This is a genomic window from Streptomyces sp. NPDC053673, assembly GCF_055585225.1.
Window position 1 is genome coordinate 406,839 of record NZ_JBVJKN010000003.1, and the last position, 23,647, is coordinate 430,485.

Consider the following 23,647-nt stretch of genomic DNA (forward strand, 5'->3'; position numbering starts at 1 on the left):
GGAATAAACCTTGCTTCTCAGGGGGAACAAGGGGGGCTTGCCCATGAATGCAGGGGATCCACAAAGCCGTATCCCGGCCTATCCGGGCGTCGAGCGCTTCATCGACGCGTTCGACAAACTGGTGGTACAGCCGCGGCGCAGCCGCAGCAGAGTGCCGGTCGTCCTGCTCAGTGAGCCGGGCGGCGGCAATGCGGGACGCCGGATCGTCACGGGGCTCCGCTCAAGGATGCGCGGCCGCAGCGAGGTCCTCGCCCCGCACGCGTACATCCCGCAGATCCCGGACGGCACGGAGCCGCCGCCGCTCGAGCTCTTCGAGCATCTGACCCTTCAGCTGGCCGAGACGATGCCACCCGGCACCGGTGAACTACGGCTGCACAGCTACCGGTTGCTGCGCTCCGTCGTCACCGCGCCCGCCATCGAGGGACTCATGGAGCGCCGCCACGCCGAGCTGCGCAACCACTGCTACGCGGAGCACCGCAACTGGTCCCGTACCGCCCAGACCCTGTGGTGGCTCGGCGGCCGCGACCAGGCCAGCGGCGGCACGCTGCTCGAGCTGCTGTGGAACTTCGTCGCAGGCCCGCTCTTCCAGCGGCTGCCGCGCGCCTTCTACGGCTGGCGCGCCAACCGCCGCATGCTCGGGCGGGCCCGCAGCCGCAGCTGGTACGCCGAGTGGGTGCGCCGTCAGCACGGCAGCCCGCCCACCGACTTCTTCCGCTCCGCGCTCGACCTCGTACACGGCGAGCCGGCCAATGAGCCGGAGCGCATGGACCGAGTGCTCATGCACGCCCTGCTCGCCGACCTCGACCAGGCCTGCCGGGCCCGTCTCCTCAACCCCTGGCGGCGACGCCGCACCTCCCGCTTCGTGCTTCTCTTCGACGAGGCGGGGCCCGCCGACTCGCGCGTCCAGCGGTTCCTGCGTGAACTCCGCTCCGCCATGGAGGACTTGCGCTGTACCTCGGTGTTCGCGGTGGCGGGCGGCGTACGCTCGCTGGCCTCGCGCATCCCCGACATCGACGCCTCGGGCCTCGCCCACGCCGGCGCCGAGTTGATCAACATCGAGCGGCGCGGGATGGCGCCGGGTCAGCCGACCGGCATCGTCGTGCCGGTGGCCGAGGGTCCCGAGGACGACCAGGCGGCGGTGTACTGGCTCGGCCGCTGGCCCACGCTGGTGACGCCGTCGCCGCGCTGGGGTCCCGGCGCCGAGGTGGCCGGAGTGCTCGGCGTCGGAACGCTCGCACTCGCACTCGCCGCCGGCCTCGTCCTCGTACCGGACATCGCGAACCGCGAAAAGGACGACCCCTGCCAGGGCTCCGCTTTCCTCGGCACCGACGGGCAGTGCGTCGGCGTGTCCGAAGGCGCGGCCGGCTTCGGCAAGGAGCCCAGTGAGCAGGCCGTGCGAGCCGTGCTCCAGCAGATCGAGCGACAGAACGAGGAGGTCGACAAGGAGCTCGCGGGCCGGCCCGACGACGACCCGCGGCCCGGTCGTCGCACCGTTGTCTACTTCGGCCCGCTCACCGGCGGCAAGAACGCCGAAGACCCGGTGCGCGGGGGCACGTTGGCGGAGCTGCGCGGCATCGCGCTGGCACAGCAGCACATCAACGCCCAGGCGCTGCGCTCCGGCGAGCGCGTCCCGCTGCGGGTGCTCGCCGCCAACGCGGGTGACCGCTTCAAGGACGCACCCGCCGTCGCCGACCGGATCGCAGAGCTCGCCGCGAGCGATCCGTCCATCGTGGGCGTCGTCGGTTTCGGGCAGAGTCGCCGCAATACGTACGACGCGATACGCACCCTCGACAAGGCCGGCATCCCGATGGTCGGCACCTCGGGCACCGCCGATGAACTCCTTCGCCAGGGCGAGCACTACTACCAGACGGCCGCCACCGATGCGCGGGCCGCCGAGCTGATGGCAGCGTTCGCTTCGCGCGCCGGGATGACCGCCGGCGGGCAGAAGGCGCGCCGGGTGAGTCTTGTTGCCGACGCCAGCGACGCCTACAGCAACAGCCTTGCCGCGTCCTTCCGTGCCTCGTACGGACCGGGGCGCACCGACGTGCTCCTCTACACCCCCACCGACGCGCCGGAACCGGGACCGGTGCCGGGTGCGCTCGGCGGGCGGTCCGTGCCGACCGTGGAGGACCTGGCCCGCGAGGTCTGCCGTGCCGTGAGTGAGGAACCGCGAACGGCGGTGGTGTGGTCGGCGCGTGCCAGCCAGTTCCAGCTGTTCCTGGCCGAGATCGCCCGCATCTCCGGTGACTGCCCGAGGATCACCGTGCTCGGCGGCGACGACGTCACCAACACGCTGACGGACGAGCAGCGCCCCTGGGACGACTTCAAGGGCCTCACCCTCTTCTACGTCTCGCACGGCTACGCCCCCACGCTGGCGGCACGGAGCCCGGAGGCCGCGGCCTTCCTCGCCGCATACGACCGTGCGTACGGCGGCGACCACAGCGCCAGGACGAAGGCGATACGCGAGGACGGTCATGTCGCGCTCGCCTGGGACGCGTTGCGCTATCTCGCCGAAGGCATCGACCAGGCCTGGCGCACCACCGGCGGGCATGACGACCGCCTCGGCCGCGGGCTGCTGCAAGGCGTGCTCTACCAGGGCCTGGGCGGCGGGGGCTTCGACGGCGCCACCGGCCGTATCGACGCGCACGGCGCGGCGGGCGGGGGACGGCTGACGGAGGACAAGCTGCTTGCGGTGCTGCGGGGCAGCAGCGACGAGCCGGCGACCGAGCTGCTGTGCGGCACGGTGGCACGCGGCGATGAACGCAAGAGGTGGGGGCCCAAGGGCGAGGAGCACCCGTGTCCGTAACGGCGTCGGCTGCCGGAGCGCTGGGGCCGCACCGTAGTCGCCAACCGCTGGTATCCCTCTCCAGGAACAGCGCAACAGTGCGGTAGGGGCAGGATGCACTCGAACTCGGCCCAGCTCGTCCCAGCCCCGTCGCTCGTCAGCCGCGCTGGGCCGCGGCCAGGGCCGTGCGCAGCGTCGGGGTGTCCGCGCTCGCTCCCGGGTCGTCCATGGAGATGCCGAGACCTTGCGGGTTCTTCGCGTACGGGACGACATAGGCCGGCGTATCGCGCTGGAAGCGCCAGCTGTCGGCGAGGGGCCCCGCGTCCACGGCGTCGTATCCGAGGAGATCGAGCAGCCGGGTGGCGGCGGCCTTCGCCTCGGGGTCGTCGCCGGCGATCGGCAGGGCCGAGCGGTCGGCAGCGCCCGAGGGCCGAGCCAGCGCGGCCAGGTGCGCGAAGAAGATGTTGTTGAACGCCTTGACGACCTTGGCGTCCGGCAGATGCCGCTGGAGGAGTTCGCTGGTGGTGGTCTCTTCCGCGTCCAGTTCGGCGATCTGTCCGTCACGCTCGGGGTAGTAGTTGTTCGTGTCGAGAACGACCTTCCCCGCCAGCGGCGCCACCGGCACCTGGCGGTAGTTCTTCAACGGGACGGTGACCACGACCCAGTCGCCGGCGGCCGCCGCCTCGGCGGGTGTCGCGGCCCGCGCGCGGGGGCCCAGCTCAGCCACCAGGTCGGCGAGGGTCTCAGGTCCACGTGAGTTGCTAAGGACCACATCGAGCCCGGCGGCGACGCCCAGCCTCGCGAGAGTGCTGCCGATGTGTCCACTACCGATCAGTCCAAGAGTGCTCATGCTGATGACAGCCGGACACACGGCAGCCGTATTCCCCGTCCCTGCGCCTGGGGCCTTTCGGCCACGTTTGGCGTAGTCGCCGGGCCATCGGCGCCCGGCGGGCCATCACGGCTCGTCCTGTCCAAGGACGGTGGCGAGGTCGGCGAGGTGCTGGGAGACCGGGCCCAGGGTGAGCAGGCCGCTGCCCGCCCCGGCCAGCTCGGTCGCCGCAGGGGTGAGCTCGCTGTAGGCGCGCTCCATCGTCTCCCGATCACCGACGGCGACAGCTGCCCGTGCAGTGAGACACCACAGGGCCTCGAACAGCAGGTCGCGAGGCGGGTCAGGGACCTTGCGCAGCGCCGCTGCGGCCTCACCGCGGCGGTCTTGGGCCAGCAGGACCAAGGGGTGGGTCCAAGGCTCGTAGGGTCCCCAGTCGGTGCGTTCGTCGGCTTGCGCGGGCAGTCCTCGCTGCACCCGCAGGCACAGCAGCGCGAGCGGCAGCAAGCCGCGCTCCAGCCCCGGCATGCCGGCGCCGTCCAGCCGCGCGGCGGCATCCCGGTAGGCCGCCTCCACCTCGGCCGCCGGTGCCTCCCCCGTCGCGGCCAGCCGCAGCGCCCGGTACCACCGGGTGAACACGCCCACCAGCGGCAGCTCGTGGCGCTCGGCAAGGCGGTCTGCGGCCGCCGCATGCCCGTCGGCTCCGGTGAAGTCGGCGAGCGCGCTGCGGGCTTGGATGCGGATGAGGTGTCCGAGCACCTCGAACGTGGTCAGGCCCTGCCGGGCGGACAGGGAGACCAGCTCGGCGCCGATCGCGTCCCGGCGCGGGGCCAGACCTGCGCGGTGGAAGGTCTGCATGAACACGCCGTTGAGGGCGAACGCCAGCAGCGCGGGATCATCGAGGCGGCGGGCGATCGCCTCTGCCCGCCGGGCGGCCTGGTGCCCGCGTGCCGTGTGGGTGCCGCGCGATTCCAGGGCGATCGTGGCCAGCAGCCGGGCCCGGGCTGCCTCGTGCTCGCCGGGCGGGAGGGCGGTCAGGGTGTGTTCGGCCGCCGCCACGATCTGTGCTGCCTGCTCCGGGTCGTCCGAGCGGGTCCAGATCGCCGGGACGTCGTAGGCGCCGATCACGCGGGCCGTCAGTTCCCCGTCGTCCAGCTCCTGTGCCGCCGCGATGGCGGCCACTCGGTGCCGGCCGGCCGCCTGAAGCCCGCCTCCCCCGGTCACCGCGAGATTGCGCAGCAGGCCCACCGTCGACTCCAGCCGGGCCCGGGCACCGGATGGCACGGTGCGGTCGTAGGCGGCGGTTGCCTGCGCCCACACCCGACCCGCCGGACTGCTCGGCTCGAGTCCGGGGTCGAGGTGGTGCGCGTGGTCGAGGATGTCCGCCTCCAGGCGGCGCAGTCCCGGGCCCGGATCCACCCCCAGCTGCTCGACCAGGAGTGTGCGGGCCCGGCGCAGCACCGCGAGCGCGTCGCCCTGGCGGCCGGTTCGGTACAGCGCGAGAGCGAGCAGACGCCAGGCGTCCTCGCGCCAGGGGTGCTCGGCCACGTGCGCGTCCAAATCGGGCACCGCCTCGGCGGCAAGCCCCAGGGCAAGGCGGGCCTCGGCCCGACGCTCGACGGCGTGCAGCCGCAGCTCCGCCAGGCGGGAGCGCTCTGCGCGGGCCCAGGTCTCGTCGGCGAACTCGGCGTAGGCGGGCCCGCGCCACCACCCCAGCGCTTCCTCCAGGCGCGCGAGCACGTCCTCGGGCGGCACCGTCTGGGCGGCGGCCACCGCCTGTTCGAAGCGCCAGGCGTCCACCGCGTCCGGCTCCGCGCGCAGTGCGTACCCCGGCCCCTCGGTGACCAGCAATCGGGCCGGAGTACGTGGCGGACGCTCCGGTTCCAGTGCGCGGCGCAACGCGGCCACGAAGGTTCGCACCGCGCCCACCGCGCCCGGGGGCGGAGCCACCCACAGATCCTCGACGAGGAGGGCGACCGGGACGACGCGGCGGCGGGCGACGATCAGCCGGGCCAGCACTGCGCGGTGCCGCGGCCCCTTCAAGGCGATCGCACCCCCGGCGCCGTCCGAGGCCGTCACCGGCCCAAGCACCCCGAACCCGACCTGCACCCTGTGACCACCCTTTCCGAGGCATCGCCCCGGCCACGGTATACGCGCTGACCAGATGCTCATCCGCGCCCGGCAGGCTCAAGACACCCGGTCACCTACGGAAAGGGCGAAAAAACCATGGCGCCTGCCATCGCCGACTTCGACTACCAGCGCGTTACCGTCACTGACGGTGTGTCCCTGAACACGGCCGTCGCAGGCTCGGGCAGTCCGATCGTCCTGCTACACGGATTCCCGCAGACCCACCTGATGTGGCGGCATGTCGCCGCGGACCTCGCGGCCGACCACACGGTGATCTGCCCCGACCTGCGCGGCTACGGCGCCAGCGACAAACCCGCCGAGACCGACGGCACCGCCTACTCCAAGCGCACCATGGCCGCCGACATCGTCGCCCTGGCCCGCGCGCTGGGGCATGAGCGCTTCGCGCTGGCCGGGCACGACCGCGGCGCCCTGGTCGCCTTTCGCGCCGCGCTCGACCACCCTGCGGCGATCACCCACCTGGCGTGCCTCGATGTGCTGCCCACGGTCGATATGTGGGAGGTGATGCGCGGCACCAGTGCCGCCGTCGGCTTCCATCTCTACCTGATGGCCCAGGCTCCGGGTCTGCCCGAGCAGCTGATCGCCGCCAGCCCGGACGCCTTCTTCGGCCACTTCCTCGACATCTGGACCCACGACCCGCAGGCGATCCCCGCCGGTGTCCGTGCCGCCTACCTGGACGCCTGCCGCAACGCCGTGCCCTCGATCGTCGCCGACTACCGCGCCTCCGCCGGCATCGACGTCAACCACGACCAGGCCGACCGGGACGCCGGTAACCGGCTGCGTATGCCGGTTACCGTGCTCCAGCAGGACTGGGGCGCGGCCCTCGGGTTCGACGCGGCGGCGCTCTGGAGTACCTGGGCACCCGACCTGCGGCACACCACCGTCGCATGCGGCCACTTCATGGCTGAGGAAGCCCCCGCCGACGTCACCAAGGCCCTCCGCGACCTACTCGCCCGCTGAACGACCCAATGGCCGGGTGCGGCGCCGGACCAGGGCAGTTGGCTCCTGGCCTGCCGCTGCTGCCCCGCCTGCCCGGGGCACCAGGTGGTCGGCACCGCCCCGGCCCGACCGGGCCGTGTCCCCCGACCACCACCCGACATCCACATCAGCGACGTCATCAGCGATGTCTCGCTCAGGCCCTGGGTCTGTCCGATGGGTCAGGGTCGGAAAGACCCTGGAGCCTGGTCGGCGGTGCGGCGTTCGGCGGAGAAGCGGGACGGTCACCGGGTGTCCGTCCCACCGTGCCGGACCAGCAGGCTCCCGAGGGCGGTGCGCCGGTGCAGCACCGCCCGGCCGGCGCGGACCGTGGTGATCAGTCCCGCGCCGCGCAGCGCGGCGGCATGGGCGGAGGCGGTGGCATTGCTGACACCCAGTCGGCGGGCGAGGCCGCTGGTGGTGTGCTCCTCGGCGAGCAGCAGCAGGGTGTCGAGGCGGGTCCCGCCGAGTATTCGGGCCAGCGCGTCGGCTGCCCCGCCCGCCGTGTCCGGAGCGAGCGGCAGACCCGGACCGGCCGGGTAGGTCAGGAACACGGGACCGTTGGGCGGATCGGCGATGAGAGGGTGGCCGGTCCAGTGGAAGGTGGGGTGGAGCACCAGGCCGCGGCCACCCGGCCTGAGGTCCGATTCCCAGGGCGCCTCCAACTCCCAGATGTCCTCGTGCAGTCGGCTCCCGGGGACGAGGGCGGTGAGTGCGGCGGCGGTGCCGTGCTCGGCCACGGTCAGCGCATAGCGGGTGAACTCTGCCTGGTGCAGGTCCTGTACCAAGGGCCATACGGGGCGCAGCGCGGTCTCGAAGGCCGCCTGTTGTGCGCGGCGCAGGAGTTGCCAGGCATCGTCGTCGCCCCGGTGCAGACCGCGGATCCACTGCGGGGACGGGCTGGGGTGCCGGGCACAAACCCGTTCGATCTCGGAGCGGACCAGGGCCGGTCGGGAAGCTCGTACGGTGTCCAGCCCTTCCGTCAGGTCGTCGCTGAACACGTCGATGAACTTGGGGGCCTCCGCGCCGGGAACCAGGTCCGCCAGCGGCACGGCTGCGGTCGGCAGGGCCCGGAGCAGCCGCTGGCGCCAGCGGCCGAAGAGCAGTTCGCCGTCCGGGCGGCACATCCTCATGAGGGCCACGTTCAGCTCCTGCAGGGGGGCCGGCCGGGGCGCGAACCGGACCCGGACGAGATCGGTGGCCGTGAAATGGATCCGTATCACTACTCTCCCCGGCGGCAGTCCGCCATCGTTTCGGTCTGGGCCTCAACCATCGCCCGCGTTCCCCGCCGAACGACAGCATGCCCGCCATGACCTCTTCTTCCTTCACCTCTGGTGCGGCCGGAACGGACCGCCGGACCCTCGTCAAGTCGGCCGCGCTGGCAGCCGGGTTGCTGCTCATGGGAGGCGAGGCTGTCGCACGAGCCCAGGCACGGGCCCAGGCACGGCCCGCGGACTGTGTCACCGTACGGCTGCCCCCGCCGACCGGCCCGCACCGCATCGGCGTCGCCACCCTCTGTCTGGTCGACCGCTCGCGGTGCGACCCGTGGGATCCCGCGATCCCCGTACGGGAGGTCGTGGTCTCGGTGTTCTATCCGGCCCGTACCGTCCGCAGCCACCCGGTCGCACCGCAGATGACCGGGACCGCCGCGGCGATGTTCAACGACATCGACGTCCCCATCCACGGCCTGCCCCCGTCCGGTGTGAACTGGGCGGCTACCGCATCCCATGCGCACATGGGCGCGCCCGCGCAGGCCGTACGGCGGCCGGTGCTCCTCTACAGCCCGGGCGGCGGCGACCCGCGCACCCTGGGCACCGGGCTCGCCGAGGAGCTGGCGAGCCACGGCCATGTGGTGGTGACCGTCGATCACCCCGGCGACGCCGGCGAGGTCGAGTTCCCCAGCACCACGGCGTACCGGAACCGTCCCTATCGCATGACGGTGTTCCGGGACGATCCCCGCAAGGACCCGCAGCTGGCCCGCACCATGATCGACACCAGGATCGCGGATCTGAGCTTCGTCCTCGACCAACTGGCGGCACTGGCGGCCGGCCGCAATCCGGATGCGGCGGGGCGCGCACTGCCGGAGCACCTCGGGCGTGCCCTGGATCTGCGGCGGGTGGGCTGCTACGGCCACTCCGCCGGGGGCACGGCCGTGGCCCAGGCGATGTACGAGGACCGCCGGATCGCTGCGGCGGTCAACCTGGAGGGCTATCTGGACCATCCGCCCCACCGACCCGGTCAGGAGGGGGAGCTGTACCCGGTCGCCCGCTACGGGGTGGACCGGCCGCTGCTCCTGCTGGGAACCGACGGGTTCATCGGCAAGGAGGAGGCGAAGAAGGAGCTGGAGCATTCCTGGTCGGCCATGCTCGCCCACCCGCACGGGTGGACCCGCCGACGGCAGATCGACCGGGCCGCGCATTGGGTGTTCACCGACCACGCCGCCATCGTGCCCCAGTTGCGGGCGGCCGGGCTGATGACGGCCGACGCCCGGCGTGCGTTGGTCGGCACGCTCGACCCGGCCGTATCGGTGCCCACGGTGCGCCACCACGTACGGTCGTTCTTCGCCCGGCACTTGCGCTGACCGCCCCGCCGGAACCCGGCCCGATCCCCGAACGCGCATGCTTCGGGCTCAAGGCCCGCGTGCGACGCCCCGCCCGCGATGGAGACGTGGAACGTGCCGCAGCCCTTGCGAGCGGTCCTCAGGGCTCCGCCATCATCGGCGCCCTCCAGCACGAGCACGGCGACCACGATCGATGCGGACGGGGCGCCCGGGGCCGGCCAGGGGGACGACCGTGCCCCGGGCCGATGCGGTCCGGCTGAGCTCGTAGGCTCTGGGCCATGGCGGGTACACAGGCGCATGGGACAGAGCGGGGACCGGGGCGACCGCGCGAGGAGCGGGTCACCGGGGCGGTCCTGAACGCGGTCGTCGAGCTGGTCACCGAGCAGGGCATGCAGGCGGTCACGATGGATGCCGTCGCCGCCCGGGCCGGGGTGAGCAAGCCCGCCATCTACCGGCGCTGGCCCACCAAGCAGGATCTGGTCATTGCCGCTGCCGAGACCCGTATCGGCACCCTGTCGGTGCCCGATCTGGGCGACTTCCGCGACGAACTCCGTGTCGTGCTCATGGCACACCTGGAGGCGTACCGCCTGCCGGGATCGGACCGTCTCATCGCAGGCATGATCGGCGCGGCGGCGGAGGCAGGCGCGACGCGGGGCCAGTACGCGCAGTACACCGAGCGAATCACCAGCGAGACCAGGAACATCCTCGAACGCGGTATCGCCCGCGGTGACGTGCGTCCCGACACCGATGTCCGGGCCGCGGCCACTCTGGTCGCCGCACCCCTGCTCTTCCGGCTGGTCGGCGAGCAGGAGCTGCCCGACGCCCGACTCGTGGACACCCTGGTGGACCTCGTCGCCCGCGCTGTCGGCTCGGCTTCCTGAGCCGTTCCCTCCCCCCTGCGAACCGGCTCGAACATCGATGCCCGCAGACCCTTGCCACGCCGCACACCCAATAACGATACTTCCAGGAACGAAATCCGGACACGACGTTCTGGAGAGCCATGGACAGCGTCGTCACCACCTCTGTTTCCGCCCTCGACAAGCCCCTGATGCACTTCGGGAAGCGCACGCTGGAGCGCACCGCGCCGGGTCTGCCCTCGGCCGAGTACCGCCGGCTGGCCATTCGCCCGCTCACCCCGCACATCGGCGCCGAGATCGACGGCGTCGACCTCTCGCTGCCGGTCGGCGAGGACCTCGCCGAGGAGCTCAGGCAGGCCCTGCTGGAGTGGAAGGTGATCTTCTTCCGTGACCAGGACGCCTTCGACGCGCAGTCCCAGCTCGCACTCTCCGGCATATGGGGCGAGCCGGAGCCGAACCCCTGCCTGTACGCTGCCTTCGCTTCCAAGGCAACAGCCGCGGACACAGGCAGGTGGCCGTCTCCGCGGGTTCGGCTGACGCCCGTATGTCCCGTTCCCGAGCGGGCGATGTCTGCGCGGGCGGGATAGGCTGCTGACGACAAGGTCAAGTTCTCCGGGCGCTGTTCCAGGCGCCGGTTGCATTGTCCGCAACGATCACTCTTGCCTGTGGAGACCTTTGACGAGCGGGGTTGTCACCCTTCGCATGCGAAGGGTGGGCAGCGGCCGCATTCCTTCCTCGGAGGCCCGCCCAGCGGGTTGCGCGCCGCAGCGGCGCTGCCTCAGAGCCCGCATCTGCAGTCCCTGAAATGGAGGATCGGGATGAGAGTTGTCGTAGATCTTTCCCGATGCCAGGGATATGCGCAGTGCGCTTTCCTGGCCCCGGACGCGTTCCGGATGCACGGCGAAGAAGCTCTGATGTATCACCCGACCCCCGACGATGCCCAGCGCGAGCAGGTGCTGCGCGCCGCGGCGGCCTGTCCGGTCCAGGCGATTCTGGTCGACCAGCTGGAAGGGCGGGACACGCCGGTGGGGGCGTCACGGTCATGAGCACCGCCGACACCCTGAAGGGGTTCAAGCGCGACGGCCGCATTGTGATCGTCGGAGCGTCACTGGCGGGGCTGCGGGCCGCGGAGGCTCTGCGCAACGAGGGGTTCACCGGGTCGTTGACGATGATCGGTGACGAGTTGGGCGAGCCCTACGACCGGCCTCCCCTGTCCAAGCAGGTACTGACCGGGTGGGTGCCGGCCGGGGGCACCACGCTGCCGCGACGTCGTGACATCGACGCGGAGTGGCTCCTGGGCGTGCCCGCCAGCGGGCTGGACCTCGCGACGAACCACGTGCGTCTCGCCGACGGACGCGAGGTTCCCTTCGACCGGGTGTTGATCTCCACCGGGGTACGGGCCCGTCCTTGGTTCGTCGAGTCCGAGGCGGCCCTGGACGGGGTGTTCGTCGTACGCACGCGCGAGCACGCCGACGGCCTGCAGCGGGCCCTCGCCGCCGGGCCCTCCCGCGTACTGGTCATCGGCGCGGGCTTCACCGGCTCCGAGATCGCCTCCATCTGCCGCGAGCGGGACATCCCGGTGACCGTCGCCGAGCTCGCGCCGGCCCCGCTCGTCGGGGCGCTCGGCGCCATGATCGGCGAGGTTGCGGCCGACATGCAGCGCGCTCATGGTGTCGACCTGCGCTGCGGTGTCAAGGTCGCCCGACTGGAGGGCGACGCGCAGGGGCACTTTCGCCGCGCTCACTTCGACGACGGCAGCACCATCGACGCCGACGTGGCGGTGGTGGCGCTCGGCGGCATCCGCAACACCGAGTGGCTGCAGGACTCTGGACTGGCGGTAGGCGTGTGGGGAGTCGCCTGCGACTCGGGCTGCCGCGCCTTCGACATCAACGGCCTGGTCACCGACGACGTCTTCGTCGCCGGAGACGTGGCACGCTGCCCGAACCCGATCTACGAGTACCGGTTCATCTCGCTGGAGCACTGGGCAAACGCCGTGGAGCAGGCCGAGATCGCGGCGCACAACATGGTCAGCGCCCAGGCGGACCGCTGGCCCCACCTGTCCATCCCGGCGTTCTGGTCGATCCAGTTCGGCGTCAACATCAAGTCCGTCGGCGTGCCGACCTTCGCCGACGAGGTCGTCGTCGCCCAGGGATCGGTGTCCGACCACCGCTTCGTCGCCGCATACGGCTACCAAGGACGCGTCACCGCGGCGGTCAGCTTCAACAACGCGAAGTGGCTGGACCACTACCGGCAGCTGATCGAGACGGCCGCGCCCTTCCCGCCGCCGTGCCCCACGCCCGACCAGCCCGCCGACGCGAAACCGGTGCCCGTCGACTTCCCCGGCCCCACCCTGCTCAGTACCGGCGCCACGGTGGTCGTCACCGGCCATGACCCGGGCGAGCGGCGCGTCACGGCCCTGCGGCAGAACCGTCGGAGGTAATCGGAGGTAAAGCGACATGACCACGGCCGAGACGCCCGACATCCTGCACCGGATCCTCGACCACTCCACCCGGGCCGACCCGTACCCGCTCTACGCCGAGTTGCGCAAGACGCCGGTGGCCCTGCAGGAGGACGGCAGCTACGTCATCAGCACCTACCGCGAGCTCATGGACATACTGCACGACCCGCACCTGAGCTCCGACGTCCGCAACCTGTCACGGCCGATGCCCGCGGTCGAGGGGCGTACCACGCCGTCGTTCATCAACCTCGACCCGCCCGAGCACGACCGCCTGCGGCGCCTGGCCATGCGCCACTTCGGCCCCCCGCACACCCCGGGTCTGGTGGACGGCATGCGACCCGACCTGACCGCCATCGTCAGCGGCCTGATCGACGACTTCGCGGGCAAACAGCAGATCGACATCGTCGACGACTTCGCCTACCCGTTCCCTGTCACCGTGATCTGCCACCTGCTCGGCGTGCCACGCGAGGACGAACCGCGGTTCCACCTGTGGGTGAACGCCATCATCGACTCGATCGACTACGACCCCAAGACCGACCCGAAGGAGAAACTGGACAACGGCGTGCAGGCCACCAAAGACCTGCGCCAGTACCTCGGCGGGCTGCTCGAACAACGCCACGACCGGCCGGGCGACGACCTGCTGACCCGGCTGGCCAACGATGACGGGCCCGACGGGCGGATGACCGACGAGGAAATCGTCAGCACCGCGAACCTGCTGCTCATCGCCGGCCACGAGACCACCGTCAACCTCATCACCAACGGCATGCTGACGCTGCTACGCCACCCGCAGGTGCTGCAGCGGCTGCGCGACGAACCGGACCTGATCGTGCGGCTGGTCGAGGAACTGCTGCGCTACGAGCCCCCCGTGCACATCATCCCCTGGCGGGCGGCGTACAGCGACATCACCGTCGCCGACACCGTCATCCCCAAGGGCTCGCGGGTCATGCTCATGCTCGCCTCGGGCAGCCGCGATCCGGACCGCTTCGACGAACCCGACCGCTTCGACCCCGACCGGCAGGACAACCAGCACCTCGGGTTCGGCAGCGGCATCCACCTGTGCTTCGGCGGCCCCATGGCCCGGCTGGAGACCCAGATCGCGCTGAGCGAGCTGGTCCGCCGCCTCGCCGATCCCCGGCTCGTCGCCGACCCACCGCCGTACCGGCCCAGCCCGATCCTGCGAGGTCCGATTCATCTGCAGATCGAGCACGGATGACGGTCGTGAGCAGGAGCGAGGAGGGGCGAAGGTGTACCCGACGAAGCCGAAGTCCGGCGGCCGGCCGACTCCCGTTTGCGGGCGGCCGGCCCGGGAACCTCACCCGGGTCGGCCGCACACGCACACACGAAGCGGCGTCAGCCGATCTCGATGAGCAGATCGCCCGCCTCGACCTGCTGGATCTTTCCGATCGCCAGTCGCGCGACCGTGCCCGCGCACTGGGCGGTGATGGAGGCCTCCATCTTCATCGCCTCGATGGTGGCCACCGTCTGACCCGCCGACACCGATGAGCCCTCCTCCACCTGGAGCGTCACAACACCCGCGAACGGCGCGGGGACATGCCGGTCGTTGCCGCGCTCGGCCTTCTCCGCGGCCTTGACCTCGGTGGCGACGGACTTGTCCCGCACCGACACCGGGCGCAGCTGGCCGTTGAGCGTGGCCAGCACCGTACGGAAGCCCCGCTCGTCGGCCTCGGAGATCGCCTCCAGCTCGATCAGCAGTGTGACACCGGCCTCCAGGGTGACCGTGTGCTCGGTGTCCGGCTCCAGGCCGTAGAAGAAGTCCTGCGTGGGCAGTACGGAGGTATCGCCGTACGCCTCGCGGTGGGCCTCGAACTCCTTGGTCGGGCCGGGGAACAGCAACCGGTTCAGCGTCGTCCGCCGGTCCCGGTCCAGTCCCTGGAGGTCCTCGTCCGACAGGGTCGGGCTCTCGGCCTGCGCGGGGCGGCCCTGGAGTGCGCGCGTACGGAACGGCTCGGGCCAGCCGCCGGGCGGGTCGCCGAGCTCGCCGCGCAGGAATCCGACCACCGAGTCCGGTACGTCGAACTTGCCGGGGTCGGACTCGAAGTCGGCCGCCTGGACCCCTGCTCCGACCAGATGCAGGGCGAGGTCTCCGACCACCTTCGAGGAGGGGGTCACCTTGACCAGCCGGCCCAGCATCCGGTCGGCGGCCGCGTAGCAGTCCTCGATCAGCTCGAAGCGGTCGCCGAGGCCGAGCGCGATGGCCTGCTGACGCAGGTTCGACAACTGCCCGCCCGGGATCTCGTGGTGGTAGACGCGACCGGTGGGCGAGGCGAGCCCCGACTCGAAGGGCGCGTAGACCTTCCGCATGGCTTCCCAGTACGGTTCGAGTCCCCCGACCGCGTCGAGCGAGAGCCCGGTCGCGCGCTCGGTGTGGTCGGTGGCCGCCACGAGCGCCGACAGGGACGGCTGACTGGTGGTGCCCGCCATCGACGCGACGGCGGCGTCGACGGCGTCGACGCCCGCGTCGATCGCGGCGATCAGCGTCGCGAGCTGGCCGCCCGCCGTGTCATGGGTGTGCAGGTGCACCGGAAGGTCGAAACGCTCGCGCAGCGCGGTGACCAGGGTGCGGGCGGCGGGCGGGCGCAGCAGGCCGGCCATGTCCTTGATGGCCAGTACGTGCGCTCCGGCCTCGACGATCTGCTCCGCGAGGCGCAGGTAGTAGTCGAGCGTGTAGAGCTGTTCGGCCGGGTCCGACAGGTCCGCGGTGTAGCACAGGGCGACTTCGGCCAGCGCGGTGCCGGTGGACCGTACGGCATCGATGGCGGGACGCATCTGCGAGACGTCGTTGAGCGCGTCGAAGATCCGGAAGATGTCCATGCCGGTCGCCGCTGCCTCGGCGACGAAGGCGTCGGTCACCTCGACGGGGTAGGGCGTGTAGCCGACGGTGTTGCGTCCACGCAGCAGCATCTGTGTACAGATGTTGGGCACCGCCTCCCGCACGGCCGCGAGACGCTCCCAGGGGTCCTCGGCGAGGAAGCGCAGGGCTACGTCGTAGGTGGCGCCGCCCCAGCACTCCAGGCTCAGCAACTCCGGTGCGGTGCGGGCGACATACGGGGCGACGGCCAGCAGATCGCGCGTCCTCACCCGGGTGGCCAGGAGGGACTGGTGCGCGTCACGGAAGGTCGTGTCCGTCACCGCGACGGCCCGCTGCGCGCGCAGCTCCGCTGCGAACGCCTCCGGCCCGAGTGCCGCGAGGCGCTGCCGGCTGCCTTCGGCGGGCGGACTGCCCAGGGGGGCGGGAGGGAGCTTGGCGGCCGGGTCGATGACCTGGGGACGCGGGCCGTGGGGACGGTTGACGGTCGTCTCGGCGAGATGGCTGAGCATGCGGCTTCCGCGGTCGGCCGAGGGGCGCGCCCGGAGCAGCTCCGGATGATCGGCGATGAAGCTCGTCGTGACACGGCCCTCGCGGAACCCGGGGTGGTCGAGCACGGCGCCGAGGAAGGGCAGGTTGGTGGCGACTCCGCGGATACGGAACTCGGCGATCGCACGCCGTGCGCGGCGGGCGGCGTTGGCGAAGTCGTGGCCGTGGCAGGTCAGCTTGACCAGCATCGAGTCGAAGTGGGCGGACACTTCGGCCCCGGTGTGGACGGTACCGCCGTCGAGCCGTACCCCGGGGCCGCCCGGGGAGCGGTACGCGGAGATGGTGCCGGTGTCGGGGCGGAAACCGTTGGCGGGATCCTCAGTGGTGATACGGCACTGCAGGGCCGTGCCCGTGAGGACGATGTCGTCCTGCGTCAGGTTCAGTTCCGGGAGAGTCATTCCTGCGGCGATCCGCAGCTGTCCGATCACCAGGTCCCGTCCGGTGACCTGCTCGGTGACCGTGTGCTCCACCTGGATACGGGGGTTCATCTCGATGAAGACGTGGTTGCCGCGCTCGTCGACCAGGAACTCCACGGTGCCCGCGTTGACGTACCCGATGTGCCTGGCGAACGCGACGGCGTCGGCGCAGATGCGTGCGCGCAGCTCCGGGTCGAGATTCGGCGCGGGCGCGATCTCGACGACCTTCTGGTGGCGCCGCTGCACCGAACAGTCCCGCTCGTACAGGTGGACGACGTTCCCGTGGGCGTCGGCGAGGATCTGCACTTCGATGTGGCGCGGGTTGACGACGGCCTGCTCCAGGAAGACCGTGGCGTCTCCGAACGCCGACTCCGCCTCGCGCATCGCCGCGTCGATCGCCTCGCGCAGCTCGGCGGGCCGTTCGACGTGCCGCATTCCTCGTCCGCCACCGCCGGCGACGGCCTTGACGAACACCGGGAACCCGATGGATTCGGCGGCGCCGACCAGCGTGTCCACGTCCGTGGACGGCTCGGACGACTTCAGTACGGGAACCCCGGCCTCGCGGGCGGCCGCCACCGCGCGGGCCTTGTTGCCGGTGAGGTGCAGTACGGAATCGGGCGGCCCGACGAAGGTGATCCCGGCCTCGGCGCACGCGGCGGCGAGGTCGGGGTTCTCCGAAAGGAAGCCGTATCCGGGGTAGATGGCGTCGGCACCGGCCTTGCGCGCGGCCTCGATCACCTCGTCGACCGAGAGATAGGCCCGCACCGGGTGGCCCTTTTCGCCGATCTGGTAGGCCTCGTCCGCCTTCGCCCGGTGGAGCGAATTGCGGTCCTCGTAGGGGAACACGGCCACGGTGGCGATGCCGAGCTCGAACGCCGCGCGGAAGGCGCGGATCGCGATCTCGCCCCGGTTGGCGACCAATACCTTGCGGAACATCAAAGTCCCCTGTCGTGTTGCGGGCACGCGGCCTCAAGGTGGCGATGTCATTCCGGCTGCCGGGATCGGCATCCGCTGTTCCCGTGGACGGTACCGATCAGTAGCGATGGCGTCGATCTCCTACCGACGGGAGCTACGTCACGCCGGCCGGAGCAGGCGTCGGCACGTGCTTCAAGCATCGGGGGAGGTCAGATCAGGTCAGGCCGGAGGGACCGAGCGCCGTCGACCGCGCGCAGCCGGCGTACGTGTCCGTGGCCGTACCCGACCGCCACGTGGGGAGGGCTTCGACGGCACTGTCGCGGGGCCGCAGCAAGCACGTAGCCGAAGGCCTGCCGATCGGCCGCGCCACAGGTGGCAGCACCAGCCTGAGCGGCCCGGATGTCGCCTCGCCGGGCGGGTCGGGCATCGGTTGCGACGGTTTCGCCACCCGAGCCGCACCCGGCGCAGCGTAAGGATGTGATGACAGAGCGCACACTCGGGTCCGCCCGGCCCGGGCCGTGGATGTCGCATCGGCATCACCGCCCGGCTCTTGTGGGCGTACGGTGGTCGCAGACGTCATTTCGGATCCGCGGGCAATCGATGGAGCGCGCGCTCGGCAAGCACAACAGAGCAGCGCCGGGCCGACACCGCAGACGGCCCCCACCCGCTCGTCTCGGAGCGGCCGGTTCGATTCGCACCCACTGCCTCCGCGTGCAACGGTGGAAATCCTGCCCCGGACGTCCTCGGGAACCTCACCAACTCGACGAAGGGTGCGTCATGAAGTTCACAGTCCTGGGGGGAAGCGGCCTGATCGGCTCACAGGTGGTCGAACGGCTGAGAGCGGCCGGCGAAGACGTCGTACCCGCTTCGCTGTCCACCGGGGTCGACGTGATCAGCGGCAAGGGCCTGGACCAGGTTCTCGCAGGCGCCGATGTGGTGATCAACCTGATCAACTCCCCCGTGTTCGACGAGTCCTCCATCGACTTCTTCGAAACGTCGATGAACAACGTCGGAGCCGCGGCGGAGGCGGCCGGTGTCCGCCACCATGTGATTCTCTCGATCGTCGGCGTGGACCAAGTGCCCCAACTCGACTACTACCGGGCCAAGGTCGCCCAGGAGAACGCCCTCAAGGCCGCGCCGACACCGTACTCGATCGTGCGCGCCACGCAGTTCTTCGAGTTCGTCGAAGCGATCATGTCCTGGACGACCGAGGGTGACACCGTCCGCCTGCCTTCCACCCCCGTGCAGCCGATGGCCTCCTCCGACATCGCCGCGGCGGTCGCGAAGGCGGCCTCCGACACCCCGTTGCAGGGCATCCGCAACATCGCGGGCCCCGATGTCTTCCCTCTCGACGAGCTCGGCCGGATCACCCTGGCCGCACGCCCCGACGGCCGCCGCGTGGTCACCGACGAGCAGGCGGGCATGTTCGCCGCGGTCACAGGAGACGTGCTGACCGCGCCGAAGGACGCCGACCTGGCCCCCACGCACTACAGGGACTGGCTCCAGCGGCAGTAGCCCGGCGCGGAGGGAGCGAGGCGGTGAGGCCAGGGCCCTGACAAGCTCCGGCACGCCGCCACGTCGGCCAAGGGTGCCCCGTTCTCACGGGGCACCCTCGCCGTTTCACACGGCTACGGCTGGACGGGGTGGTCGAGTCGGCAGGGCGCCGTACGGCCCGAGCCGTACGCGCAGGCGCTTCAGGCCGACGGCATCAGCACACGCGCCGCTCCTTTCTCCTTGTTGTGCCGGTCGGCCCAGTTGGTGAGGGCCGTGCTGCACGCGTGATCGACGTGCCGCAGATCGAGCAGGTCGAGCTCGATGTGCCGGTCCTTCGGCAGTCCTTCGAGGGTGTCGAGTATCCGGGGCAGTCGGAGGAAGGTCGCGTTGCCGGACAGGACCACGCGCACGGGCCCGTTCCGGTCGGATCCTTGGTCCACGTGCACCTGGACGTGCGACGTCTCCCAGGCCGTCTTGGCGACGGCGAGCAGCAGCCCGGCCAGCACGCCCTCGAACATGCTGGTGGCGATGATGGCGACCGCGGTCGCCACCAGGATCAGCGCCTCCCCGCGGTGCTCGCGCCACAGCGGCCCGAGTGCCTTCAGCGGGATGAGCTTCCAGCCGGAGTACACCAGGATGCCGGCGAGCGCGGCGACCGGTATGAGGCCGAGCGCGGCCGGTACGAGCGCCGCGAAGAGCAGCAGCCATACGCCGTGCAGCACCCGCGACGCCTTGGTCCGAGCACCCGCTTGGACATTGGCCGCGCTGCGCACGATGACGGCGGTCATCGGCAGCGCCCCGAGGGCTCCGCACAGGGCGTTGCCCGCGCCCTGCGCCATCAGCTCCTTGTCGTAGTCGGTACCGGGTCCGCTGTGCAGCCGATCGACCGCGGCGGCGCTGAACAGACTCTCCGCCGAGGCGATGAGCGTGATGGCGACGACCGTGCCGATCGCCCCGACCACTCCGGCATTCGCGATGCTGCCGAGGTCGTCGAGGGACGGTGGCCGGACCGCGCCCAGCAGCCCCTGCACATCGACGCGCTTCACCGACAGGCCGAACAGTGCGACGACGGACGTGGTCAGAGCGACGGCGGCCAGCGGTGCGGGGACCACTCGGACCTTCGGCGGCAGATGTTTCCACAGTGCCATCAGCACGACGGTGCCCGCGCCGAGACCGAAGGCGGTCAGCGCTTCGGGTGAGCGGGCCGTACGGATGAGCAGCTCCGGCAGGCCCATCAGGTTGGCCGGGCCCGAGCCGGGCGCCTTCGCGTCGGCCATGGCGTAGAACTGACCGGCGATCAGCACGAGCCCGATCCCGGCGAGCATCCCTTCCACCACGGCGATGGAGATGGCGCGGAACCAGCGGCCCAGCCGCAGCGCGCCCATGACGAGTTGGAGAACGCCCGCCGTGAGGACGAAGACGCCCAGGGCCCCGAGTCCGAATTCGTTGACGGCTTCGAGCACGAGAACCGTCAGCCCCGCTGCGGGTCCGCTGACCTGGAAGCTGCTTCCGGGGAGCAGCCCGGTGACGAGCCCGCCGACGATGCCGGTGACCAGGCCGAGTTCCGCCGGTACGCCAGAGGCCACGGCCACGCCCACGCACAGCGGCAGGGCGACGAGGAAGACGACGACGGACGCGGTGAGATCCGCTCGCAGCGTCGAGGCGGAGGGTCGCTCACCGCGCTGCGCCGGGGCCCGCCGGTGGCGCCCGCGGTTCCCGCGTTCGCGGGTGTCGGCGGCGCTCACAGCGGAAGGAACGCGTCGTCGTGCGGCCGGTGGACGAGCACGGAGCCGGTGTCTATCTCGTAGAACCATCCGTGCAGCCTCAGTCGTCCGTCCGCGGCTCGGCGGGCGACGCAGGGGTAGTCGCCCAACCGCCGGAGCTGGCGCAGCACATGGTGCTGGACGGCCTCGGCGATGGCGGGGGACGAAGTGTCGGTGAAGAGGGGCGGGGGTGACGCACTCTCGAGCCAGCCGCGGACCGCGGGGACGGCGGAGAGGTCTTCGCGGCGCACCATCGCGCCGACGGCAGCGCAGTGGGAGTGGCCGCAGACGACGATGTCGGCGACGCCGAGCACTTCCACCGCGTACTCGATGGTCGCCGCCTCGCTCGAGTGCCGGTCGAGGTCGTGTTCGGGCAGGATGCTGCCCGCCGTGCGGAGTTCGAAGAGCTCGCCGGGGCGCGCCCCGGTGATCAGCGATGGGATCACCCGCGAGTCGGAGCAGGTGATGAACAACGCTTGCGGGGACTGACCGTCCGCGAGGCGGCCGAACTCCTCGGCCTGGGCGGCGGCCCGGTGCCGGAAGGCGCGGGCGTTCTTCATGAGCATGTGCATGGGGGTGTTTCCTCCAGCGCGCCAGGGCGCGCGGTGGTGAGCCGTCATGTCGGATCGGATCGCAGGTACGTGTTGAGGGCCGTACGGGATTCGACGCATCGATCAGAGGCGGAACACCTGCAGCACGGCGGGCCGTGCCGGGCGCTGTTCGGGTGGACCGAGAAGTGGCGCCCCGTGCACCGGGGAGGCGGCGGAGCCGCGGTCACCCGTGGGGGCCGATGTGGGGCGGTCGCCTGTGGGCGGAGCCTGGGCGGCCGGCGGCCTGTTGGGCCGGCCGCCGTTGCATGAGGGGGGTGGCGTGTCCAGGGGATTCGGATCGTCCGGGGACGAGTCGGCGGGTGAGCCGCGTGAGCCGGGTCCGTCGGTCGGGTCGGATTCGCTCGGTGCCTCGGGTGAGGAGTCGGCGTCCCGGGAAGTCCTCTTGGCGCTCGACTCCCCTCCCCCGGCGGCGAAAGCGGATGCCTGGCAGTGCGCAAGGACCGCGAGCAGCAGGGTGCACAGCGCGGCAAGCGCGTACGGTGCTGCGTTTCGCCGCGTCACGGTCCCTCCCGACTTCGACACCCGACAGTTGGTCCAACTGGTCAGTAACTCCAGCCTCTTCAGTCACTGTGACACCAAGACGGCGTAAAAATCAGCGATTTGTTAAACATTCGTGAGCGTCACACCTCTTGACAGTCGCCATTTGTCGGGGCTACCGCGAGTCACCCCAGTTGAGGCGCCGATCCTCCTGCTCGCCATTCGCTCGGGACCGGCCACAACGCGGTCGTCTTGCTTCTGGAGCGCAGCGGAGGCACGCCGAGCGGCGACCAACTGTCGATCATGGCCGGCATGTGGATCGAATTTGCGCCACGCCGACCCAGAAGGATCCCCTTATTCCGTACAAACCTGCCCTGATCGCTGGCCGAGCACGGCTGCGCAGGGTTGTGGATCGGCCGGGGTGGGCAGGTTTGGGGCGCCAAAGGACGGGAACGGTCCGGCCTCCGTCCCCGTGGCAGCAGTGGATCGTCAACCTATGGGCCGTCTCGGAGGGAGAAACGATGCCCCAGGAGCTGACATTCGCGATCCCCTTCCAGGCCCCGATCAAGGGGCTTGACCCGGATACGCCAGAGATCCGCCACGGGGTGATCTCGGGCTCGTGACGGAGCGCCACCGGCTCGAATCTTCACCGTTCCGGGACTCCGGCCTGTAACCGCTCAGGGCTTGCCGGGGCGCCTGCGACGCGCCGCTCCGGCGTGCCGTCCAACGGGCGTGATCGCGCTCCGCCCGAGGCGAGTTGAGAAAAGCGAGTTGAGAAAGGCAAGGCGAGCTGCCTTCGAAGAGCAGGGCCGCTCGCGGTTGTGCTCCACACACCGATGTGCGCCGAAAGGGAAGCAGGGATCCCATGAGAGTGCAGACCATCAAGCTCCCCATACTGCAGATGCCATACCCCGTGCGGGTCAATCCGAACCTGTCGGCCTTGCGCGAGGAGACCGAGACGTGGGCGCGAGAGATGGGCATGCTGGACAGCGACGAAGCGCCGTCGGCCCGCGGGGCGATCTGGACCCTGCCCCAGTTCCACGCCATGGCCGTCGACCAGCTGACTGCCTGGGCTCTTCCCGACGCCTCGCTCGCCGACCTCCGGCTCAATCACCGGTTCAACCTCTGGGCTCTGGCCTGGGACGACTACTTCGCCGTCGCCTTCAAACAGACGCGCGACCTCGCAGGCGCACAGGTCTTCACCGCCCGTCTCCATGCCTTCCTGCCGCCGCAGCCGGGCGCCCGGTTGCCGGAGCCGGCCAATGCCGTCGAAAGGGGAATGGCCGACCTCCAGCAACGCCTGTTCCCACCGAGACTGGCGCACTGGCGTGGCGGGCTCAACCGGGCCCTGGCAAAGTACATCGACGCGGGAGTTCAGGAACTGGCGAACAGCCGCGCCGGCCGTGTCCCGGACCTCATCGAGTACGTCCAGTTCCGCCGTGAGAGCTTCGCCGCCTACACCGCCCCCTATTCCGTCGAACTCTCCACCGGCGCGCGGATCCCTGAGCGGATCCGGCACAGCCGTACCGTCGGCGCTCTGCTCGACGCCTTCATGGACTACATGGGACTGGCGAACGACATCGCCTCCTATCAGCGGGAAGTCCATGACGAACACGACATCAACAACCTCGTCATCGTCCTCGCCACATCCCTGGACATCAGCGTCCAGGAGGCGATGCACACCGCCGCCGATCTGGTGACCGCCCGACTCCACCACTTCGAGCACCTCATACACAGCGAACTGCCCCCGCTTGTCCGGCGAGCCGGGCTGAACCGATGCGAACGGATCGAGCTGGAGGCATGGCTCCGGGGAGCCTGCAGTTTCCTGTCCGGCCTCCATGCCTGGTACTCCGGGGCACCCCGCTACGCTCCCGAGGACGGTCCGTTCCCAGAGCAACGGACTTCCACCCTCACTGTGCCCGCCCGGCTCTGAGGGGGCTGCCGACACATGCCTGGTCCGGCAGCCCCCTCGGCCGTGGTGCTCGGCTC

The 23,647-nt window shown here is 70.9% G+C and carries 16 protein-coding genes; 10 read left to right on the forward strand and 6 right to left on the reverse strand.

The features are described from left to right. Positions 1 to 43: 43 nt before the first annotated feature. Entirely contained in the window at positions 44 to 2,806 is a 2,763-nt protein-coding gene (locus ACZ6ZQ_RS07545) for an ABC transporter substrate-binding protein (RefSeq protein WP_469767623.1), read from the forward strand. A gap of 136 nt (positions 2,807 to 2,942) precedes the next feature. Here ACZ6ZQ_RS07545 and ACZ6ZQ_RS07550 read toward each other — a convergent pair whose 3' ends face one another. Then, entirely contained in the window at positions 2,943 to 3,635 is a 693-nt protein-coding gene (locus tag ACZ6ZQ_RS07550; RefSeq protein WP_469767624.1) for an NADPH-dependent F420 reductase, read from the reverse strand. Positions 3,636 to 3,740: 105 nt separating this feature from the next. Beyond that, positions 3,741 to 5,720: an AfsR/SARP family transcriptional regulator gene (locus tag ACZ6ZQ_RS07555; RefSeq protein WP_469767625.1), complete on the reverse strand. Its 1,980-nt coding sequence runs from the start codon at positions 5,718 to 5,720 to the stop codon at positions 3,741 to 3,743. 117 nt (positions 5,721 to 5,837) lie between these two features. On the opposite strand from ACZ6ZQ_RS07555, the gene ACZ6ZQ_RS07560 reads away from it, so the two are divergent. After that, entirely contained in the window at positions 5,838 to 6,716 is an 879-nt protein-coding gene (locus ACZ6ZQ_RS07560) for an alpha/beta fold hydrolase (protein WP_469767626.1), read from the forward strand. 260 nt (positions 6,717 to 6,976) lie between these two features. On the opposite strand, the gene ACZ6ZQ_RS07565 is transcribed toward ACZ6ZQ_RS07560, so the two are convergent. Then, positions 6,977 to 7,954, reverse strand: a complete 978-nt coding sequence (locus ACZ6ZQ_RS07565) for an ArsR family transcriptional regulator (protein WP_469767627.1) — start codon at positions 7,952 to 7,954, stop codon at positions 6,977 to 6,979. Between the two features lie 86 nt (positions 7,955 to 8,040). Here ACZ6ZQ_RS07565 and ACZ6ZQ_RS07570 point away from each other — a divergent pair, with 86 nt between their 5' ends. From ACZ6ZQ_RS07570 to ACZ6ZQ_RS07595, 6 genes are all read left to right on the forward strand, one after another. Continuing rightward, complete coding sequence (locus tag ACZ6ZQ_RS07570) at positions 8,041 to 9,312, forward strand: alpha/beta hydrolase (RefSeq protein ID WP_469767628.1); 1,272 nt, start codon at positions 8,041 to 8,043, stop codon at positions 9,310 to 9,312. Between the two features lie 257 nt (positions 9,313 to 9,569). After that, on the forward strand, positions 9,570 to 10,172 hold the full coding sequence (locus tag ACZ6ZQ_RS07575; protein ID WP_469767629.1) for a TetR/AcrR family transcriptional regulator: 603 nt from the start codon (positions 9,570 to 9,572) through the stop codon (positions 10,170 to 10,172). A 119-nt stretch (positions 10,173 to 10,291) separates the two neighbouring features. Beyond that, positions 10,292 to 10,735: a TauD/TfdA dioxygenase family protein gene (locus ACZ6ZQ_RS07580; protein ID WP_469767630.1), complete on the forward strand. Its 444-nt coding sequence runs from the start codon at positions 10,292 to 10,294 to the stop codon at positions 10,733 to 10,735. A 231-nt stretch (positions 10,736 to 10,966) separates the two neighbouring features. Next, positions 10,967 to 11,194: a ferredoxin gene (locus ACZ6ZQ_RS07585; protein ID WP_469767631.1), complete on the forward strand. Its 228-nt coding sequence runs from the start codon at positions 10,967 to 10,969 to the stop codon at positions 11,192 to 11,194. Beyond that, positions 11,191 to 12,588, forward strand: a complete 1,398-nt coding sequence (locus tag ACZ6ZQ_RS07590) for an NAD(P)/FAD-dependent oxidoreductase (RefSeq protein ID WP_469767632.1) — start codon at positions 11,191 to 11,193, stop codon at positions 12,586 to 12,588. The genes ACZ6ZQ_RS07585 and ACZ6ZQ_RS07590 overlap by 4 nt, the downstream gene beginning before the upstream one ends. A 16-nt stretch (positions 12,589 to 12,604) precedes the next feature. After that, positions 12,605 to 13,819, forward strand: coding sequence for a cytochrome P450 (locus ACZ6ZQ_RS07595; RefSeq protein ID WP_469767633.1), 1,215 nt, complete (start codon positions 12,605 to 12,607; stop codon positions 13,817 to 13,819). 137 nt (positions 13,820 to 13,956) lie between these two features. Here the strand turns inward: ACZ6ZQ_RS07595 and ACZ6ZQ_RS07600 are convergent, their stop codons facing one another. After that, entirely contained in the window at positions 13,957 to 17,334 is a 3,378-nt protein-coding gene (locus tag ACZ6ZQ_RS07600; protein WP_469767634.1) for a pyruvate carboxylase, read from the reverse strand. Positions 17,335 to 18,090: 756 nt separating this feature from the next. Between ACZ6ZQ_RS07600 and ACZ6ZQ_RS07605 the strand changes: the two genes are divergently transcribed. Next, positions 18,091 to 18,828, forward strand: coding sequence for an SDR family oxidoreductase (locus ACZ6ZQ_RS07605; RefSeq protein ID WP_469767635.1), 738 nt, complete (start codon positions 18,091 to 18,093; stop codon positions 18,826 to 18,828). Positions 18,829 to 19,007: 179 nt separating this feature from the next. Here ACZ6ZQ_RS07605 and ACZ6ZQ_RS07610 read toward each other — a convergent pair whose 3' ends face one another. Continuing rightward, positions 19,008 to 20,621: a SulP family inorganic anion transporter gene (locus tag ACZ6ZQ_RS07610; protein ID WP_469767636.1), complete on the reverse strand. Its 1,614-nt coding sequence runs from the start codon at positions 20,619 to 20,621 to the stop codon at positions 19,008 to 19,010. Further along, a complete protein-coding gene (locus ACZ6ZQ_RS07615) occupies positions 20,549 to 21,142 on the reverse strand; it encodes a carbonic anhydrase (RefSeq protein WP_469767637.1) in 594 nt (197 codons plus the stop codon). Before ACZ6ZQ_RS07615 ends, ACZ6ZQ_RS07610 begins: the two co-directional genes overlap by 73 nt. A 1,381-nt stretch (positions 21,143 to 22,523) precedes the next feature. On the opposite strand from ACZ6ZQ_RS07615, the gene ACZ6ZQ_RS07620 reads away from it, so the two are divergent. Next, the gene (locus tag ACZ6ZQ_RS07620) at positions 22,524 to 23,591 is read left to right on the forward strand and encodes a terpene synthase family protein (RefSeq protein WP_469767638.1); all 1,068 of its coding nucleotides are present in this window, start codon (positions 22,524 to 22,526) and stop codon (positions 23,589 to 23,591) included. Positions 23,592 to 23,647: the final 56 nt, after the last annotated feature.

Bases quoted from the DNA above. Each gene is read 5' to 3' on its own strand.
- ACZ6ZQ_RS07610 (WP_469767636.1), bottom strand. From the start codon at position 20,621: ATGGTTCTACGAGATAGACACCGGCTCCGTGCTCGTCCACCGGCCGCA.
- ACZ6ZQ_RS07550 (WP_469767624.1), bottom strand. From the start codon at position 3,635: ATGAGCACTCTTGGACTGATCGGTAGTGGACACATCGGCAGCACTCTC.
- ACZ6ZQ_RS07600 (WP_469767634.1), bottom strand. From the start codon at position 17,334: ATGTTCCGCAAGGTATTGGTCGCCAACCGGGGCGAGATCGCGATCCGC.
- ACZ6ZQ_RS07570 (WP_469767628.1), top strand. From the start codon at position 8,041: ATGACCTCTTCTTCCTTCACCTCTGGTGCGGCCGGAACGGACCGCCGG.
- ACZ6ZQ_RS07590 (WP_469767632.1), top strand. From the start codon at position 11,191: ATGAGCACCGCCGACACCCTGAAGGGGTTCAAGCGCGACGGCCGCATT.
- ACZ6ZQ_RS07620 (WP_469767638.1), top strand. From the start codon at position 22,524: ATGAGAGTGCAGACCATCAAGCTCCCCATACTGCAGATGCCATACCCC.
- ACZ6ZQ_RS07560 (WP_469767626.1), top strand. From the start codon at position 5,838: ATGGCGCCTGCCATCGCCGACTTCGACTACCAGCGCGTTACCGTCACT.
- ACZ6ZQ_RS07605 (WP_469767635.1), top strand. From the start codon at position 18,091: ATGAAGTTCACAGTCCTGGGGGGAAGCGGCCTGATCGGCTCACAGGTG.
- ACZ6ZQ_RS07580 (WP_469767630.1), top strand. From the start codon at position 10,292: ATGGACAGCGTCGTCACCACCTCTGTTTCCGCCCTCGACAAGCCCCTG.
- ACZ6ZQ_RS07615 (WP_469767637.1), bottom strand. From the start codon at position 21,142: ATGCACATGCTCATGAAGAACGCCCGCGCCTTCCGGCACCGGGCCGCC.
- ACZ6ZQ_RS07575 (WP_469767629.1), top strand. From the start codon at position 9,570: ATGGCGGGTACACAGGCGCATGGGACAGAGCGGGGACCGGGGCGACCG.
- ACZ6ZQ_RS07585 (WP_469767631.1), top strand. From the start codon at position 10,967: ATGAGAGTTGTCGTAGATCTTTCCCGATGCCAGGGATATGCGCAGTGC.
- ACZ6ZQ_RS07545 (WP_469767623.1), top strand. From the start codon at position 44: ATGAATGCAGGGGATCCACAAAGCCGTATCCCGGCCTATCCGGGCGTC.
- ACZ6ZQ_RS07595 (WP_469767633.1), top strand. From the start codon at position 12,605: ATGACCACGGCCGAGACGCCCGACATCCTGCACCGGATCCTCGACCAC.